This window comes from Spirulina subsalsa PCC 9445 (assembly GCF_000314005.1).
Taxonomy (GTDB): domain Bacteria; phylum Cyanobacteriota; class Cyanobacteriia; order Cyanobacteriales; family Spirulinaceae; genus Spirulina_A; species Spirulina_A subsalsa.
This window is the reverse complement of record NZ_JH980292.1, coordinates 5203182-5218291: the sequence shown is the minus strand read 5'-3', so window position 1 is coordinate 5218291 and position 15110 is coordinate 5203182. Positions and strand designations below refer to the sequence as shown.

The window sequence follows — 15110 nt, the reverse complement described above, 5'->3', positions numbered from 1 at the left end:
CAACCCCTTTTTTTAACTTTTTTTTCGTCTGCCTCTCTTCATTCGCTGGAATCACTGCTGAGTCAGCTTTTTGGGTGAAAAAGTTTTTTATCTTGGAGATTTTGGGGGGTGGTGTGGCTTCTCTGTCTGGGGATGTACATTGCTGGGGGGCTTACCCTTGGGACGGTAAGATTGATCTTTAATGCTTTTAAATATGAATGAGGATTTTATAGAATGACTGTTGCTACAGCAATTCCTACATTTTGTCAAGGAATTCAGCTTTTTGCTGAAACGCTGCCGGGATTTAATGAATATGGGAAGGAAGCGGCGATCGCACCAGAAGCCACAAAGGTCGATCCAACCCGCTTAGAGTCGGCTTATCAGACGATGTTAACGGCCGATGCATTGCGCTATTTAACCTTACAGATTACGGCCAGCAAAGAGTCGGGACACCCCGGAGGTTTTGCCAGTGTGGCGGAAGGTATTGCGGCTTTAGTGATGTTGGGCTACAAAAACATCATGACGGAGGTGGGACATCATGCACCGGGATTCTATAGCACTGTCTTTTTAGATCGTTCTCTCGAAGACATGGGGATTACTACAGTGCAGGAATTGCGCGATCGCTTCCGAGAAACTCATGGACTCCTCGGCCACCTCTCCGGGCAGATTCCAGGACTCCTCAACCCCGCCGGACCGTTAGGACAAGGACAACATTTTGCGATGGCCGCCGCCAAACTCAACCCCGGAGTATTATTCCCGGTGACGATTGGGGATGGGGGTTTAGGAGAACCCTATATTATGAGCAGTTTTGGTCACTTCCACACGGCCTATCCCAACGTGACCAACATCCTGCCCATTTTGGTCTGGAATGGTTATTCCCAAGAACATCACAGCATGGTTTCCACCAAAACCAATGATCAAATGCTGGAATATTGGGGAGGCAACGGCTTTGAAAATGTGATTTTAGTCGATGCCAAGGATTTTGATGATGCCAAACAACCGGGAGACTATGTAGACAGCACCAATTTCTCTCTTGAAAAACGCTTGGCCTTTGTGCAGGAAGTCCTGAAACGCACGGAAGAAGCTGCCCAGTCTGCCCTAAATGGTACGTTAACGGTTCTGATTATTAAACAACTCAAAGGGGCAGGGGTTCACAAACGAGGCGCCCAGTCTCATAACCTTTACCCCGGAGATACAGTAGAACGGGATTATATTCTCAATGCCCTCAAAGAACGGGCTTTAACTCCCGAAGCTTGGCAATTAGTCCGCACCAACTGCGTCCGGGCTGGGGGCGGTTCTGCCTCTAAAACTGTGGTGACGGAACAGGTGCGCCCGCTTCCTGATTTGGGGCAATTACCCTTAGAAGAATATGCCGTCGGGGGTGATAAGAAAGTGGCAACTACGGCAATGGGGGCTTTAGTGGTTCATGTGGGACAAAACGATCCCAGCTTTGTGGTGACTAATGCCGATGGTAATGCGGCATCGGGGATTAATAACATTAATGTGGGCTTAAATATTGTCCATCCCACAACGGATGAACTCTATTATCAGCAGCCTCAAGGTCAGGTGTATGAACCCTTGAGTGAGGATGCTTGTGCGGGTTTAGCGGCCGCCTTATCGTTAATGGGAGCGCGGACGTTGTGGTGTTCCTATGAATCCTTTGCCATTAACGGTTTACCCATTTGGCAGACGGTAACGCAGGCAATGGCTGAGTTACGCCGTCCCACTCCTTCGACGATTACCCTATTTACCGCCGGGGCTTTAGAACAGGGACGCAACGGTTGGACACACCAACGGCCGGAGGTTGAAAATTATTTTGCGGCGATGATGCGCAATGGTAATGTTTTCCCGTTATTCCCTTGTGATGCCAATAGTGTGCAAGTCTGCTATGAGTGGGCATTAGAGACGAAGAATAAAGGGATTACCATTACAGCCTCTAAGTCTCCTTTACCGATTCGGACGACGTTTGAACAGACGCGAGAAGGTTTGGTGAGTGGGGGTGTTGTCCTACAAGAAATACCGGGTGAGCAAACGGTTGTTTTTGCTGTGATTGGTGATATGACGTTAATTCCAGTGTTGGAAGCGGTGGAACAATTGCAAGCACAGGGCATCGGTTCAAAGGTGGTGTCTATTATTAATCCTCGTCGTCTTTATCGTCCTTCTGATGTGGCCTGGGATGCTTGTTCAGAACCGGATGGGGATTTCCTCAGTGATGAAGGGTTTGCCCAGTTGTTCGGTGGGGATGTCTTACTGGGCGTCACAGGAGGCACGAGTGCCATGTTAGAACCTGTGATGTTGCGCAGTACCTCGAAGCGGGATGTTTTTGCTTGGAAACGTGGCGAAACAACGGCTAGTGCCGGACAGATTATGGCGCTGAATGGTTTGACGGCCGAGAATTTTGTTAAGCGGGCTGTTGAGCTATTGGGACGCTAAATCAGCGACTGGGTTCTAGGTCTGTGAATTTCCTAGAACCCAAGATTTTCACTCAGTTATGCCTAATGTAGATTGGGCATAATGTAGATTTAGTGAAAGATGAGTGAAACGATACTATATCAGGTTTGAGTGAAGCCTAAACTGCTAGACATACAAGGTTTTAAGCTTTATGCGGATGGCGAGACTCGAACTCGCACGGGCTAGCCACACGCCCCTCAAGCGTGCGTGTCTACCAATTCCACCACATCCGCTTACAAGTTCTGCTGGGTTAGAGGGATTGAAACCAGCACAACCCAAGTTATATCGTAACACATCCAAAGTGAGGGGTCAAGAAAAATGTTCAACCAGAGGACGAATGAGGGGACATCCAGCTAGATGGGGGTTGGGGAAAAAGTGGGTTAGTCGGGAATCGAGAGAGGGGGAGGTGTTTAGCCCATCGACAGGGTGATCACGGCGATCGCATCTCACCCTAAACCTACCCCAGCCTCATGCCAAAAACCGAGTCAGGTGATACATTACATCAAAAAGCTTACGGTAAAATAAACCAACATCATTGGACAAGACTCCCGAAAAATCCCTATGTTAGTCACCCGACAACCCGTTTTAAAACGCTTTTGGTACCCCGTTTTACCCCTTGATCAACTGAAAGATACTCCCCAAAGTTTTCAACTCCTTGGTCAAAAAATTGTCCTGTGGTTAGATGAGGTGGGAAAACCCGTCGCTGCGGCGGATCAATGTTGTCATCGTTCCGCCCAACTCTCTTTAGGAAAAGTCGTTAATGGAAATATTGCTTGTCCTTATCATGGCTGGCAATTTAACCGGGCGGGAACTTGTGTTAAAGTTCCCCAACTGACCGAAGATGAGCCGATCCCTAGTAAATATAAAATCCCTACCTATTCCTGTCAAGAACGCTATGGTTATTTGTGGGTTTGTTTAGGTGATCCTCTGCACCCCATACCCGAAATTCCCGAAGCCCAAGACCCTAACTTTCGTCTGATTCCTGAATTTTACGAAACTTGGAACGTTGCTGGAATAAGGGTGATGGAGAATGAACTAGACCTCGCTCATCCCAGTTTTGTTCACACTAGCACCTTTGGTAGTCCTGAGCATACGATTCCTGAGCAATTAGAACTTACGGAAACAGACTATGGCTTAAAAGGTGAAGCGATTTTAGGGGTAGTCAATCCAGAATTGCAACAAAAAAACCTAAAAATGGGGGAAGGAAAAACGACCCGTTATTTTGAGCTAGATTGGTTTCTTCCCTTTACTTGTCGCTTGCGGATTCGCTACCCAAATGGCTTAGTTCATGTGATTGTAAACACAACTACTCCCATTAATGATTCTTCCTCGCAAATTGTGCAGTTTTGTCTGAGAAATGACACAGAAGCTGATACATCCGCCGCCGATGTAATTGCTTTTGACCGTCAGGTGACATTAGAAGATAAACGCATTTTAGAAACCACCAATTATGATGTTCCCCTAGACGTGAGTCAAGAACAACACATGATGACCGATAAACCGGGTCTATTAATGCGGCGCAGATTTGCCGCCTTGTTAAAAGAACATGGGGAAACCGAACAAACTCTACAAACTGTGTAGATAATTGCAGCGAATCCAGATCAGAGCAAAGTAAATAAATAGAATATGGAAGTTATCCCAGCCATTGATTTACTCCAGGGTCGTTGTGTGCGTCTCTATCAAGGAGACTACAATCAGTCCGAGGTCTTTAATGAAAATCCCGTTGAAGTGGCTCGACAGTGGGAACAGGAAGGAGCGACCCGCCTCCATTTGGTAGACTTAGATGGGGCAAAAGAGGGAAAATCTGTTAATTTAGATGCGATCGCCTCTGTCACCCAAGCTATTTCAATTCCCGTCGAAGTCGGGGGCGGACTGCGAGACAAAGCCACCATTGAACGCTTATTTGAAGTAGGGGTGCGCTATGCCATTGTCGGTACTATTGCCGTAGAAAATCCCGCTTTAGTCCAACAACTTTGTCAAGACTTCCCCGACCAGATTATTGTCGGGATTGATGCGCGCAACGGCAAAGTCGCCACCCGAGGATGGCTAGAAACCTCGGAAATCAACGCCACAGACCTCGCTCAACAAATGGCTGGTTTTGGCGCAAGTGCGATTATTTATACCGACATCCACCGAGATGGTACCCTCATCGGCCCGAATATGGAAGCGCTGCGAGAAATGGCGCAAGCGGTAGACATTCCCGTTATTGCTTCGGGAGGGGTGAGTTCCTTAACAGACCTCCTGAGTCTATTAGCTTTAGAACCATTAGGGGTTATCGGGGCTATTGTCGGCCGTGCTTTATACACGGGGGATGTATCCCTCTCAGAAGCGGTGCGCGCTGTAGGTCAAGGCCGTTGGCAAGATGTCCCCCCAGACCCTCCTCGCTTTGCGTAGAATGGGTGAGAGGAGGATGTGGGGGACGTGAATCATTATGTGAATCATTAATCGTTAAGCTTTCTGCATCCTGCCTCTTGTTGATTCCCCTAGCTAAAGATCATGATAGTTTCATCTCTCTCTCAACTGGAATATCCAGAAAGCGACGGACAACCCTTGGCTGATAATACCTTACAGTTTCGCCTAATCGTCACCCTACAAGGGGGACTCGATGCCTTGTTTCAAGATAATCCCAATGTTTTTGTGGCGGGGGATTTACTGTGGTATCCCGTAGAAGGAGAACCTTGGACTCGTGTTGCTCCCGATGTTTTAGTGGCTATTGGCCGTCCGAAAGGCGATCGCGGATCTTATTTACAATGGCGAGAAAATAACATTCCCCCTCAAGTCGTCTTTGAAATTGCCTCCCCCAGCAATACCCGTCAAGAATTAGAAGTCACAAAACATCACTTCTATGAACGCTATGGGGTAGAAGAATATTATCTGTTCTACCCCGAACAAGGAGAATTAAAAGGATGGCTGCGTTCTGAAGAGATTCTCGCCCCCATTCCCACCATGGACAACTGGATTAGTCCCCGACTGGGCATCCGTTTCACTGTTGTTGAGGATCAGTTAGTGGTCTACCATCCCACAGGGGAACGTTTTACCAGTTTTGTGGAATTAGTGGCTCAAAACCAACAAATCCGGCAGGAGGCGGAACAAGCTCGCTTACAAGCTCAACAAGCCCGATTACAAGTCGAAGAGGAACGACAACGAGCCGCAGAGGAACGACAACGCGCCGCAGAGGAACGGCAACGAGCAGAAGAGGCGGAACAAGCCCAACTGAACGCCATTTCCCAACTTTTAGAGCTGGGAATGACTGTGGAACAAGTGGCTCAAGTGCTTTCCTTGCCTGTGGAGCGGATCGAAAATTGGCGCGACCGTCAAAATGGTTAGGCGGGTTATTCTAGCATAAAATGGGGGTAAAGATAGCATAATTTTGTAGAAAGTTACGGCGTTAGAGTAAGCCTTCAAACTTCAGTAAAGTTTAGTATCAAACCCTTGGTTATTTAAGCGAAACTCGCTAGATTAATAAGTGAGGCTACTAGAGCTTCCCTGGCAGATAGAACAGCCAAGACCGAAGGATAACGCTAGTTCATGTACAAAGAGAGGTAAGAACGCTGTTTAATTTTATATCTGTCTCGTGTCAGTTCAAAAGCAGTAACTCCAAGCAAAGCTCCGATTTCCTTAATTAGTTTTATGGGGAGCAACACAAGAATTGTTTTAGTTCTTTGTGACTCCGCACAGGCTCAACCCAAAAAAGGAGAGAAAGGCTTTCTAGATAGAGTTACTGCTTTTGCGTTGGGGGGCTTAGTCATGCAAAAATAGACCGAGATGTAAATAGGGCTTGCTGAATAACTCTACTCGTGGGGCTAGGGAACAGGGAACAGGGGGAATCGGAAAAAGGCAAGCCTTTTTGATGATTTATCCCTAAAACCCTGTAGTTTCTCGCTCTTAGAAGTCAAGGGAACAGGGAACAGGGGAAATTCAGGTTTTTGCCCTCAAGTCTATTTAATTTGGTATAAACGGCTAAAAGTCCTAGTAACAGTGCTTAGGGGGATATTCAGCAGACCCTAAATACCCTCAAAAATAAAGTGATTTTTCTGTGTCCCTTCAAATCGTAGTCACTGAGCGTTGCCGAAATGTCGTTGCGTTGTATTCCTTGGTTAAAAGGCAGGAGCTATGAATGCTCCGCCACCTGCGAGGGCGCGAGGTGGGGGAGTGCGTCGCTAATTTTGTTCAACAAGTGCGGGCTTTTTTGCAAAAAAATTTATATTTCTTTGCATTTCTTCATAAAATAGAAAAGGAGTTGTCATTAGGAGGGTCAATGGCGAATATTACATTCATCAATGAACAGAAAGAAGTGATTGCCGCCGATGGGGCAAATTTGCGCGAAAAGGCTTTACAGAATGGGGTTGACCTTTACACCTTAAAAGGCAAACTCATGAACTGTGGAGGCTACGGGCAGTGTGGAACTTGTATTGTGGAGATTGTTGAGGGGTTAGAGAATTTATCGGCACCCACAGAGTTTGAACAACGGAAATTGAAGAAAAAGCCGAGTAACTATCGGCTGGCCTGTCAAACCATTGTTAATGGGCCTGTGAGCGTCAAAACAAAGCCTTGATTCCCCAAGCGCCAAGGATGGTATTCTAGGATTGAGCAACCCTTGGCTGGTTGTTTAATCTGTTCTCATGTAAACTTTGACAAAAGTTCCGTTAGGGGCGTAATTACAATGCAAGTTAATGATCTTGGTTTTGTTGCCAGTATTTTGTTTGTGTTAGTTCCTTCTGTCTTTCTGCTCATTTTGTATATTCAAACGGCTAGCAAGAACAGTCAGAGCAACTAACTCAAGCAGCAATTGCTGCCTAGGAATGACAAAACACCCACTAAAAAACCTACACTGGGCGATTTAAGCGAGTGTAGGTTTTTTAGGGTGCATTTTTAATGGGTCGAGTTAATCGGCCGATAGGCAAAATGGAATGGGCATAGGATCTAAGATCCGGTGGATCTTATTCTTCTTCGTCCACTTCTGTCACGGTTTCTGTGACTCCTGTGAGGCCAACGGCAGCCTCGGGGGTGATGTACATGGCATCTCCAAAGGAGTAGAAACGGTATTTTTCGGCGATCGCCTCTTCATACAATTTTAACAGGCGCTCCCGACCTAGCAAGGAACTGACCAAGATCAGCAAACTCGAACCAGGGAGGTGGAAGTTGGTGATCATACCGTCTACGACTTTCCATTCATAGCCGGGGTAAATGAATAAATCCGTGCGATCGCGGAACGGTTCGACTAAATACCGTTTCGCTGGGACAGCCCCACTGACACCCTGAGCCGTGGCCGCCCCCTCTAAAGCGCGCACCGCCGTTGTTCCCACCGCAATCACTCGACCCCCAGCTGCCCGAGTTTCTTGGATTTTCTTCACCGTTTCGGCATTAATTTCCAGCCATTCCGAGTGCATTTTGTGCTGGTTAATTTCCTCTACTTCCACTGGGCGGAATGTTCCCACCCCTATATGGAGAGTAATGTTGGTCATAGAAACACCCTTAGCGGCGATTTTCTCCAGCAACTCCTTGGTAAAGTGGAGTCCGGCAGTAGGAGCCGCCGCCGACCCTAACTCCCGAGCATACACCGTCTGATACTGGTCTGCATCGGCCTCTGTGGCCGTGATATAGGGCGGTAAAGGCACATGACCCACTCGCGCCACTAAATCTATCAAAGAAGAACCATCCGGCACTTGAAACTCTAATAAACGCCCTCCAGTGGCATCATCTCGTTCAATCACCCGCGCCCAAATTGAGGGGCTGTCGGTTCGGCCATCATCGGGAGAGAACTTAAAACAAATTTCGGAGCCTATCTTAAACCGTTTACCGGGTTTGACTAAGCACAGCCAGCAATTTTCCCGAACTTCATGGAGTAATAAAATCTCAACCGGGGCTCCGGTGGACTTGCGACCGTATAAACGCGCCGGAATCACACGAGTATTGTTCAGAACTAACAGATCCCCAGGCTGTAACCAGTCCACAATGTCTTTAAAGACCGTGTGAGCATGAGTTTTGGGGGAATCTACGACTAACAAACGAGAACTATCCCTGGGTACGGCAGGGTTTTGAGCGATTAGCTCTTGCGGTAACTCATATTGATAGCTCGACAGGTATTGATCGATGGTCATTGACGACTAGCAGTGAATGTTGGATTTTACTTGCAATTCTAGGGTACTGAGGAAAACTCCTGAGAGCAAAATTGGGTAAACTTCCCCATATAAATTCGGGTGCATCTCCCCTTCGCTAATAAACCCATTCTGCGTAAGACTAAGAATATACCACCCCATGTAATATTTGGAGAGAGGGAAGAATGTACTACCTCTATTTTCTTGCCAACGCCAGCCTTACTTTAAGAGTTACAGAGTTTCTTCATAATGTTGATCATTTGTCAGTTGGGTTTATAACGGTTATACACCAGATTGACGGTTGGATCGTTCGGGTTAAACTCAATGATCCTATCACACCTCAGCAACATGGAGATTTCGTCGCCTACATGAACGAATTAGGAATCCCTTATGAGCCGGAAATCCGCGTTCAGATGGCACTCTGGAGCTTGGAAACCGGACAATCTCCCATTGATGTGATGAGACGCTATCAAGTAGCGGTTGTTTCTCACGGCGATCCCGATAAGAGTGATATCGAGTCCTTCCGCCGTCAGTTTACTCGCGGTTTGGGTTATTGTCCAGAAACTCTGGCTTAAGATTTTCTGTAGATTTTCTGGCAGTGAACCCTAAAATGATCGAGCAGTCCACCTCATCCCCCTTGGGTTGAGGCTTAGGAGGCTTGTTGCTCTCGCCCACGTTGCCCCTAGGGGAAGCGGGGGGGTTTGGGCTGTGGAGAAGAATAGTTTAAGCCAACGGCGGCGGTAATACGGGAGTGCGATGAGTAGCCCGGTGGAGGGCGGTGGTTTGGGATGCTGCTCCTTGGTTTCAGGAGGAGAAGAAATGGAGGAAGAGGATTTAAGTTTCACCCCAATGTGTATGATAGGGGTACGATTAGGGGGCTCTGAGTCTTCCTTCGTCAACGGATCGAGAGGGGGAAGGGAATCCGTGAACGCGATCGCCAGTCAATTATGACCAGCGATTGTTCCGGTGGCAAAAACCAAACCAGGAAGCAGCACGGACTTTCGAGAAATCTGCACAGTTACCAAAGATCCTAGGTCTAAAGCCCCGTCCTAGAAGGACGGCTTTTTAGCTCATCGTCGGGAAGCCCCGCACTGTACGTTCGCGTTCACTTCGTGACGCTTCGCGTTCGCGTTCGCGAAGCGTTGCGTAGCAAAGCGTTGCGTAGCAAATGTCAGTGTCGGGATGAAAGACGGTTAATTGAGGGGTTCGATGCCCCGAAAATTAACCAACAATCATTTACTAGGGAGTGACGATTTATCCCTAGATATTGTATAATCGGTTCATGTCAATAAGCTACTATTCTTGTTAAACCTCAACTATTGCTACAGAATTTATCCAGATGCCAGTCAAGAAAAAGAATTACTTGACTGGCTAGAAATCTGCTGCCTGTAGAGGAAGAGGTTATCAGGGATGTCCCTAAAAAGACATCTAGAGCCTCCCGTAGAAGCAGGAAAGCCTCATAGTAATATGGGGAAGCCCGCACCGTACCCCTAGGGTCGGTGTCGGGAGGATGTCACGTTAGGCTTATTCGTCGTGCAGACCGCTACTATGTTCAATTTCTCATTAAAGCGGACGTTAAAATCATTAACAGATCAATTTTGAACCGGGTTAAATCTCCGGTATCTTAGCTCACACCTAGAGCCTAAAAGCTACTACAAATTGTGTGAAGCCGTTCATTCCTAGAAGGGTTTTCCATCTGTTCTTGACTAGAGGTTATCCCCATGTATTGTCCCATGCGCTTAGATTGTCAAATGATGACCGGAGTAATTTACAATTGCCCTAATTTATCAGAATGTCTCACAAATTCACCCTTAGAACGTGAAACCGCCCTAGGATTGTATTGGCAAAATTTGGGCATCAACTCTCAGGAAATTCCGCCATTTTTTCCCGCATCCCTTCCCATTGATTCGGGTAATGAATTTGTCTATAATTTGGCGAGTGAACGACGAGATATCATTATTTTTGGCTTTTGTCTCGATTGGGATAATGCCCCAGGAGGGCGGGTAGCTTTTGATAGTTTAAGTATCAATCAACTAGAGCAATTATTTGAGCATGGTTATGTTGACCCCAATGATCGACAGAATTATGCTCCCACCCATCACGCTTTTCTAGAATTCGCCCGTTGGCAAGCCCAAAAGGGCTTAGAGTTTAGCTTTACGGGGTATGCGATTAGTCCCTTCCGTCGAGATTATCGTGTCACCTTGGATGGGTTATATTTTCGCGGTCAGGTTCCCAGTTTTTTAATTCAAGAATTTGTCTGTTTTGCCCACAATGCTGATGAGTTAAAAGTAGATCCCTATTCTTTGAGAGCTTGGTGGGATTAGCCATCAAGAATTAAGGCTAGCTGAAGAAAACGGGATGCTAGAGGTAACAAGGAAATAGGGAACAACGGGGGAGGGGGAATTAAGGATTCTTGCCTCTTGCCTATTTTACGGAGGGAGTGTCAAGATAGATGTTTCACGATGCGTTGAGAGCATTCTGCTCCTTGATATGATGTCCAATTCCAACCCCTCCTCCTTTGTCGGATCGATTCCCTTGGAAAAAATACGTTTTAATGAACAGGGATTAGTGCCTGCGATCGCTCAAGACTACCTCGATGGTACTGTATTAATGATGGCCTGGATGAACGCCGAAGCACTCCAGAAAACCCTTGAGACAGGGGAAGCATGGTATTGGAGCCGTTCCCGCCAAGAACTCTGGCACAAAGGAGCCACCTCGGGACATTTCCAGCCCGTGAAATCCCTACGCTATGACTGTGATAGTGATGCCATTTTATTAACCATTGAGCAAATCGGCGATATTGCTTGTCATACAGGGGAAAGAAGCTGTTTCCACCAACAGGGAGAGGGAAAACAAGCTCCCCCGGCTAACACCTTATCCGGTTTGTACGAAGTAATCCGGGAGCGCCAAGCTAACCCCAACGAAAGTTCCTACACCTGTAAACTTTTCGCAGGGGGGGATAACAAGATTCTCAAAAAGATTGGCGAAGAGTCGGCCGAGGTGGTCATGGCCTGTAAGGATGATAATCCCCAAGATATCGCCTCGGAGGTGGCTGATTTGTTCTACCATACCCTCGTTGCTCTCGCTCACCACAATGTTGATTTACGCGAGGTTTACCGGGTTTTAGAAAAACGACGACATTAAGATGTTCGGATGCGCTCTGATGGCATCGGCAAAATCCGAGGAAAACCCCCCTCAGATTCTCTCTAGGGGGGCATTCTATTCACTCACTGTCGAAGAAAACTCAACACAAAAGCTCATAACTTACATCTCAGGAGATTAGTTCGTCAACCACCGCACTGACGAGCGGGTGCGGCTTGCCTCTAGAGTCCCGAAGTTCTCCGAAGCATACGGGCAATTGACCGTACCCTGTCCCTCCGTCCGACTAGCGGTAGAGGGAAGAATTCAACCTTTACTCCCGGTTGTTGGGGCATCTCCCGCAGGAGGATTAGCAAAGCTACTTCTACCGTCACAGACAAACCGCTTTCTTCGCATTCAACACAGACGAGATGCTGATTTGAAGATGCCATGTCCCAGGTAGGTATTACGATTGTATCACTTGGCAACTCGTCGCCCACCCACTCCATCCGCTGCTTTGCAGCATTATTCCGGGGTGAAGCTCCTCATGGCCTCGCCTCTCATCCCCAAGCACGAGGCACAGGGGTTTTCCCGGCGATATTGATAAAACCAATCCCGTCAACGATGCCATTTAAAAGCAAAAGCCGTTAGGCCGCTTGAGCCGTGGGAACTGCGCGCATGGCTTTAAAATAGCTATCCCAAAATTGTTTTTGGGACTCTAACGCGATTTTAGTAGCGGTTTCTTGGGCTTCCAGATAGTTATTAACCCATTCTTCTTGAGCGTCTAAGGTTTTGTCGAGGGTTTCGGGAAATTTCAAGGCATCTTTCCCCATAGACATGGATTCTAACCAAGTGTCAAAAAATTTCTTTTGCCAATCACGAAGTTGGGTTTGGTATTCTTCAAAATATTTGCTATCCATTTAGGGTGTTGACCGCTAGATAATCTCTGAGAACTTTCAGGGAGGAAGTGGGGCGGTATATACCACGTTCCAAGACAACAGGGAAGCTTAGTTTTTCGGCTCTCTCATCAAGAACTAAGGGAAACTTGAGGTGATAAAGTAAAGCCCACAAACTAAAATGCGTAAGCTTGCTAGGGCAGATATTCAGATGGTTTTTAGTTTTATTCGTCCCTATAATAGCACTGAAGTGAGCTAGGTCACAAGGCTATTTTTTAATATGAGAAATGTTGTTAATTATTGTTAATAATTAGGGCTTGCTGAATAAGTCTGCTGGTGAGGTTAGGGAACAGGGGAAAAGGTTAGGGCGCAAGCATTGCGCCCCTACAGTGAGGTTTTGCTTTGACCCTCATGATCATTTTTGGCGGCACATTGCAATAAAAAGATACATGGTTTTTAATTTGAAGCCGTCGCAGGTGGGGAGCATTAAGGATTAGGGAATCAATATCTGGTGAATTTGCTCTAAGAATTCGCTTTGATTGGTGGCCGGGGTTAAACAACTCAGGCCTTTACAGACTAATCCCACAGTGTTTTCGGGTAGGGTTTCCTCCAGTTGGTAAACACTGCTGGGGAAGTATTGAGGACTGAGGGATTTTAGGGTGTCGCGACGGGTGCGGACGAGGGTGGCACAGAGAAACCAGTCTAACCCGGTGAAGAGGGTAGGACAAGCTTGGGGGGACTGCTCCATGATGGTACTGAAGGCCATGAGGGTTTCTTCAGCGCGCTGGAGGTATTGTTCCTCGTCGGTACAAAGGGCGAGGCGAACTAAGTTACTGACGGCGACTCCGTTGGCGGAGGGGGTGGCGTTGTCCATGTAGCTGCGTTCTCGGATGATCAGGTCGCTGCTGGCATCGCTGGGGGTGTTGTAGTATCCTCCCATACTGCTATCCCAGAGGTATTGGTCGAGTTCTTGCTGGAGGGCGATCGCACTTTCTCGCCATTGTTCCTCGGGTCTTCCTTGTCCCACACTGGTCTGATATAAGTCCAGTAAGGCTTTGATAAACAGGGTATAGTCTTCCGATTGAGCTAAAATGGTGGCATTTCCTTCATAATTTAAGCGGTAAAAACGCCCCTCGACCCACTGATACTTCAGAATAAATTGGGCGGCCTGGGTGGCCATGTGCCAAGGGAGGGGATCTTTAAACACACTGTAAGCCCGGGCTAAACCGGAAATCATTAAACTGTTCCAAGCAACAATCATTTTGGTGTCGGTGACGGCGGGAATTCGACCCGGCCAGGGTTTGGTTTTGGCTTCTTGGTTGTCACGGGCTGGGGGGAAGGTTGCGATCGCCTCGGCCGGAGCCCCATAACGCCGGATAAATAGCTTAGAAAGGGCTTGTTCCGTCACTTCTGATAAAACACCCCCCCGACGACGTTGGAGGACGTTAGACCCCTCAAAATTGCCCTTCTCACTAATCATAAATTCCTGTTCAAGGGCGGCTAATTCTTCCGAGGTCAGGTAGGCTTGCAATTCCTCGTATTTCCAGACATAAAACGCCCCCTCTTCCGGTTCCTTATCCTCTGAGGTGGCGAAACTATCGGCATCTTGGGCGGCGTAAAAATAGCCACGGGGGGCGGTCATTTCCCGTTTTAACCATTGAATTGTGCCATCAATCGCCCGTTTATAAGCTGGTTTGGTATCTCCCGCACTCCATAAATTCGCTAAATACTCCATAATTTGACCATTGTCATAGAGCATTTTCTCAAAGTGCGGCACTGTCCAAGTCGCATCAACGGTGTAGCGATGGAATCCTCCCCCTACATGGTCATAAATCCCCCCCAAGGCCAAATCCTCCCCCCGTTGGTAGGCTGCATTGTGGGCGGTAATTTCTTCAGGAAAACGACTCCCCCTTAAGACAAAATCACTATAGGGAATCATCGGGAAACTGGGATGGCCGGGGGTACTACCCTTAATCACACTGGTATTAACAACAATGGCCTGTTGTAGGAGTTCGTACTTTAAGACCGACTCGGGAGATTTGGGTAATAGAGTAGACCGTTGTAGAGTCGAGAGAATTTCGGTCTTAATGCCTTGGAGTTTGTCCTTTTCTTCCTGATAAAAGCGATGGAGGGCTTGTAAAACCTGTAAAAATCCGGGACGACCATAACGCGGTTCTACGGGGAAGTAAGTCCCACCATAAAAGGGAATGCGTTCATCGGGGGTGAGGAAAAGATGAAGCGGCCAGCCCCCTTGTCCGATCATCATTTGTAGCGCCTGCATATAGATACTATCAAGATCGGGGCGTTCTTCGCGGTCTACTTTGATGGGGAGAAAGTTCTCATTCAGGTATTGTGCGATCGCCGGATTAGAAAACGCCTCCCCCTCCATCACCGTACACCAATGACAACTCGAGTAGCCCACAGAGAGAAAAATCGGTCGATCGGTTTGGGCTGCCATAGCGAGTGCCTCCTCACACCAAGGCCACCAGTCAATAGGATTGTCTCCATGTTTCCGCAGATAAAGGCTTTGGGCTTGGCTTAAACGATTCGGCATAAGATATAGTAGAACATCATCACTCCCTCTAACCTATCACGCTTTCCTGATTCC

13 protein-coding genes, 1 tRNA gene and 1 pseudogene are annotated in these 15110 nt (G+C 47.5%); 11 read left to right on the top strand and 4 right to left on the bottom strand.

From position 1 onward, the window contains the following. A partial coding sequence (locus SPI9445_RS31545) for a hypothetical protein (protein ID WP_026080058.1) occupies positions 1-182 on the top strand: 182 nt, incomplete at its 5' end. A 31-nt stretch (positions 183-213) separates the two neighbouring features. Continuing rightward, positions 214-2412 (top strand): phosphoketolase family protein, encoded by a 2199-nt coding sequence (locus SPI9445_RS0123690; protein WP_017307288.1) that lies wholly within the window; start codon positions 214-216, stop codon positions 2410-2412. A gap of 170 nt (positions 2413-2582) precedes the next feature. Here SPI9445_RS0123690 and SPI9445_RS0123685 read toward each other — a convergent pair. Next, positions 2583-2663: transfer RNA gene (locus SPI9445_RS0123685), tRNA-Leu, on the bottom strand. A gap of 328 nt (positions 2664-2991) precedes the next feature. On the opposite strand from SPI9445_RS0123685, the gene SPI9445_RS0123680 reads away from it, so the two are divergent. The 5 genes from SPI9445_RS0123680 to psbM all read left to right on the top strand — a co-directional run bounded on the left by SPI9445_RS0123680 (position 2992) and on the right by psbM (position 7207). Next, positions 2992-4011 (top strand): aromatic ring-hydroxylating dioxygenase subunit alpha, encoded by a 1020-nt coding sequence (locus SPI9445_RS0123680; protein WP_017307287.1) that lies wholly within the window; start codon positions 2992-2994, stop codon positions 4009-4011. A gap of 45 nt (positions 4012-4056) precedes the next feature. Beyond that, positions 4057-4824 carry a 1-(5-phosphoribosyl)-5-[(5-phosphoribosylamino)methylideneamino]imidazole-4-carboxamide isomerase gene (gene hisA, locus SPI9445_RS0123675; RefSeq protein WP_017307286.1) on the top strand — a complete coding sequence of 256 codons (768 nt, stop codon included), beginning with the start codon at positions 4057-4059 and terminating at the stop codon, positions 4822-4824. Positions 4825-4926: 102 nt separating this feature from the next. Continuing rightward, on the top strand, positions 4927-5757 hold the full coding sequence (locus SPI9445_RS0123670) for a Uma2 family endonuclease (RefSeq protein ID WP_017307285.1): 831 nt from the start codon (positions 4927-4929) through the stop codon (positions 5755-5757). A 931-nt stretch (positions 5758-6688) separates the two neighbouring features. Further along, entirely contained in the window at positions 6689-6985 is a 297-nt protein-coding gene (locus SPI9445_RS0123665; RefSeq protein ID WP_026080057.1) for a 2Fe-2S iron-sulfur cluster-binding protein, read from the top strand. A 108-nt stretch (positions 6986-7093) separates the two neighbouring features. Further along, positions 7094-7207 (top strand): photosystem II reaction center protein PsbM, encoded by a 114-nt coding sequence (psbM, locus tag SPI9445_RS0123660; RefSeq protein WP_017307283.1) that lies wholly within the window; start codon positions 7094-7096, stop codon positions 7205-7207. A gap of 163 nt (positions 7208-7370) precedes the next feature. Here the strand turns inward: psbM and queA are convergent, their stop codons facing one another. After that, positions 7371-8531, bottom strand: a complete 1161-nt coding sequence (gene queA, locus SPI9445_RS26835; RefSeq protein ID WP_017307282.1) for a tRNA preQ1(34) S-adenosylmethionine ribosyltransferase-isomerase QueA — start codon at positions 8529-8531, stop codon at positions 7371-7373. Positions 8532-8713: 182 nt separating this feature from the next. Between queA and SPI9445_RS31800 the strand changes: the two genes are divergently transcribed. From SPI9445_RS31800 to hisIE, 4 genes and pseudogenes are all read left to right on the top strand, one after another. Further along, a complete protein-coding gene (locus tag SPI9445_RS31800; RefSeq protein WP_017307281.1) occupies positions 8714-9103 on the top strand; it encodes a hypothetical protein in 390 nt (129 codons plus the stop codon). 727 nt (positions 9104-9830) lie between these two features. Further along, positions 9831-9911: pseudogene (locus SPI9445_RS32265) on the top strand (helix-turn-helix domain-containing protein); the annotation flags it as partial. 338 nt (positions 9912-10249) lie between these two features. Next, on the top strand, positions 10250-10852 hold the full coding sequence (locus SPI9445_RS0123645; protein WP_017307280.1) for a hypothetical protein: 603 nt from the start codon (positions 10250-10252) through the stop codon (positions 10850-10852). 169 nt (positions 10853-11021) lie between these two features. After that, on the top strand, positions 11022-11672 hold the full coding sequence (hisIE, locus tag SPI9445_RS0123640) for a bifunctional phosphoribosyl-AMP cyclohydrolase/phosphoribosyl-ATP diphosphatase HisIE (protein WP_017307279.1): 651 nt from the start codon (positions 11022-11024) through the stop codon (positions 11670-11672). 581 nt (positions 11673-12253) lie between these two features. On the opposite strand, the gene SPI9445_RS0123630 is transcribed toward hisIE, so the two are convergent. Both SPI9445_RS0123630 and SPI9445_RS0123625 read right to left on the bottom strand, forming a co-directional pair. Further along, positions 12254-12526 carry a hypothetical protein gene (locus SPI9445_RS0123630; protein ID WP_017307277.1) on the bottom strand — a complete coding sequence of 91 codons (273 nt, stop codon included), beginning with the start codon at positions 12524-12526 and terminating at the stop codon, positions 12254-12256. A gap of 469 nt (positions 12527-12995) precedes the next feature. After that, positions 12996-15056 (bottom strand): thioredoxin domain-containing protein, encoded by a 2061-nt coding sequence (locus SPI9445_RS0123625; protein ID WP_017307276.1) that lies wholly within the window; start codon positions 15054-15056, stop codon positions 12996-12998. Positions 15057-15110: the final 54 nt, after the last annotated feature.

Bases quoted from the DNA above. Each gene is read 5' to 3' on its own strand.
- hisIE (WP_017307279.1), top strand. From the start codon at position 11,022: ATGTCCAATTCCAACCCCTCCTCCTTTGTCGGATCGATTCCCTTGGAA.
- SPI9445_RS0123630 (WP_017307277.1), bottom strand. From the start codon at position 12,526: ATGGATAGCAAATATTTTGAAGAATACCAAACCCAACTTCGTGATTGG.
- SPI9445_RS0123645 (WP_017307280.1), top strand. From the start codon at position 10,250: ATGTATTGTCCCATGCGCTTAGATTGTCAAATGATGACCGGAGTAATT.
- SPI9445_RS0123665 (WP_026080057.1), top strand. From the start codon at position 6,689: ATGGCGAATATTACATTCATCAATGAACAGAAAGAAGTGATTGCCGCC.
- SPI9445_RS0123680 (WP_017307287.1), top strand. From the start codon at position 2,992: ATGTTAGTCACCCGACAACCCGTTTTAAAACGCTTTTGGTACCCCGTT.
- queA (WP_017307282.1), bottom strand. From the start codon at position 8,531: ATGACCATCGATCAATACCTGTCGAGCTATCAATATGAGTTACCGCAA.
- SPI9445_RS0123625 (WP_017307276.1), bottom strand. From the start codon at position 15,056: ATGCCGAATCGTTTAAGCCAAGCCCAAAGCCTTTATCTGCGGAAACAT.
- psbM (WP_017307283.1), top strand. From the start codon at position 7,094: ATGCAAGTTAATGATCTTGGTTTTGTTGCCAGTATTTTGTTTGTGTTA.
- hisA (WP_017307286.1), top strand. From the start codon at position 4,057: ATGGAAGTTATCCCAGCCATTGATTTACTCCAGGGTCGTTGTGTGCGT.
- SPI9445_RS31800 (WP_017307281.1), top strand. From the start codon at position 8,714: ATGTACTACCTCTATTTTCTTGCCAACGCCAGCCTTACTTTAAGAGTT.
- SPI9445_RS0123690 (WP_017307288.1), top strand. From the start codon at position 214: ATGACTGTTGCTACAGCAATTCCTACATTTTGTCAAGGAATTCAGCTT.
- SPI9445_RS0123670 (WP_017307285.1), top strand. From the start codon at position 4,927: ATGATAGTTTCATCTCTCTCTCAACTGGAATATCCAGAAAGCGACGGA.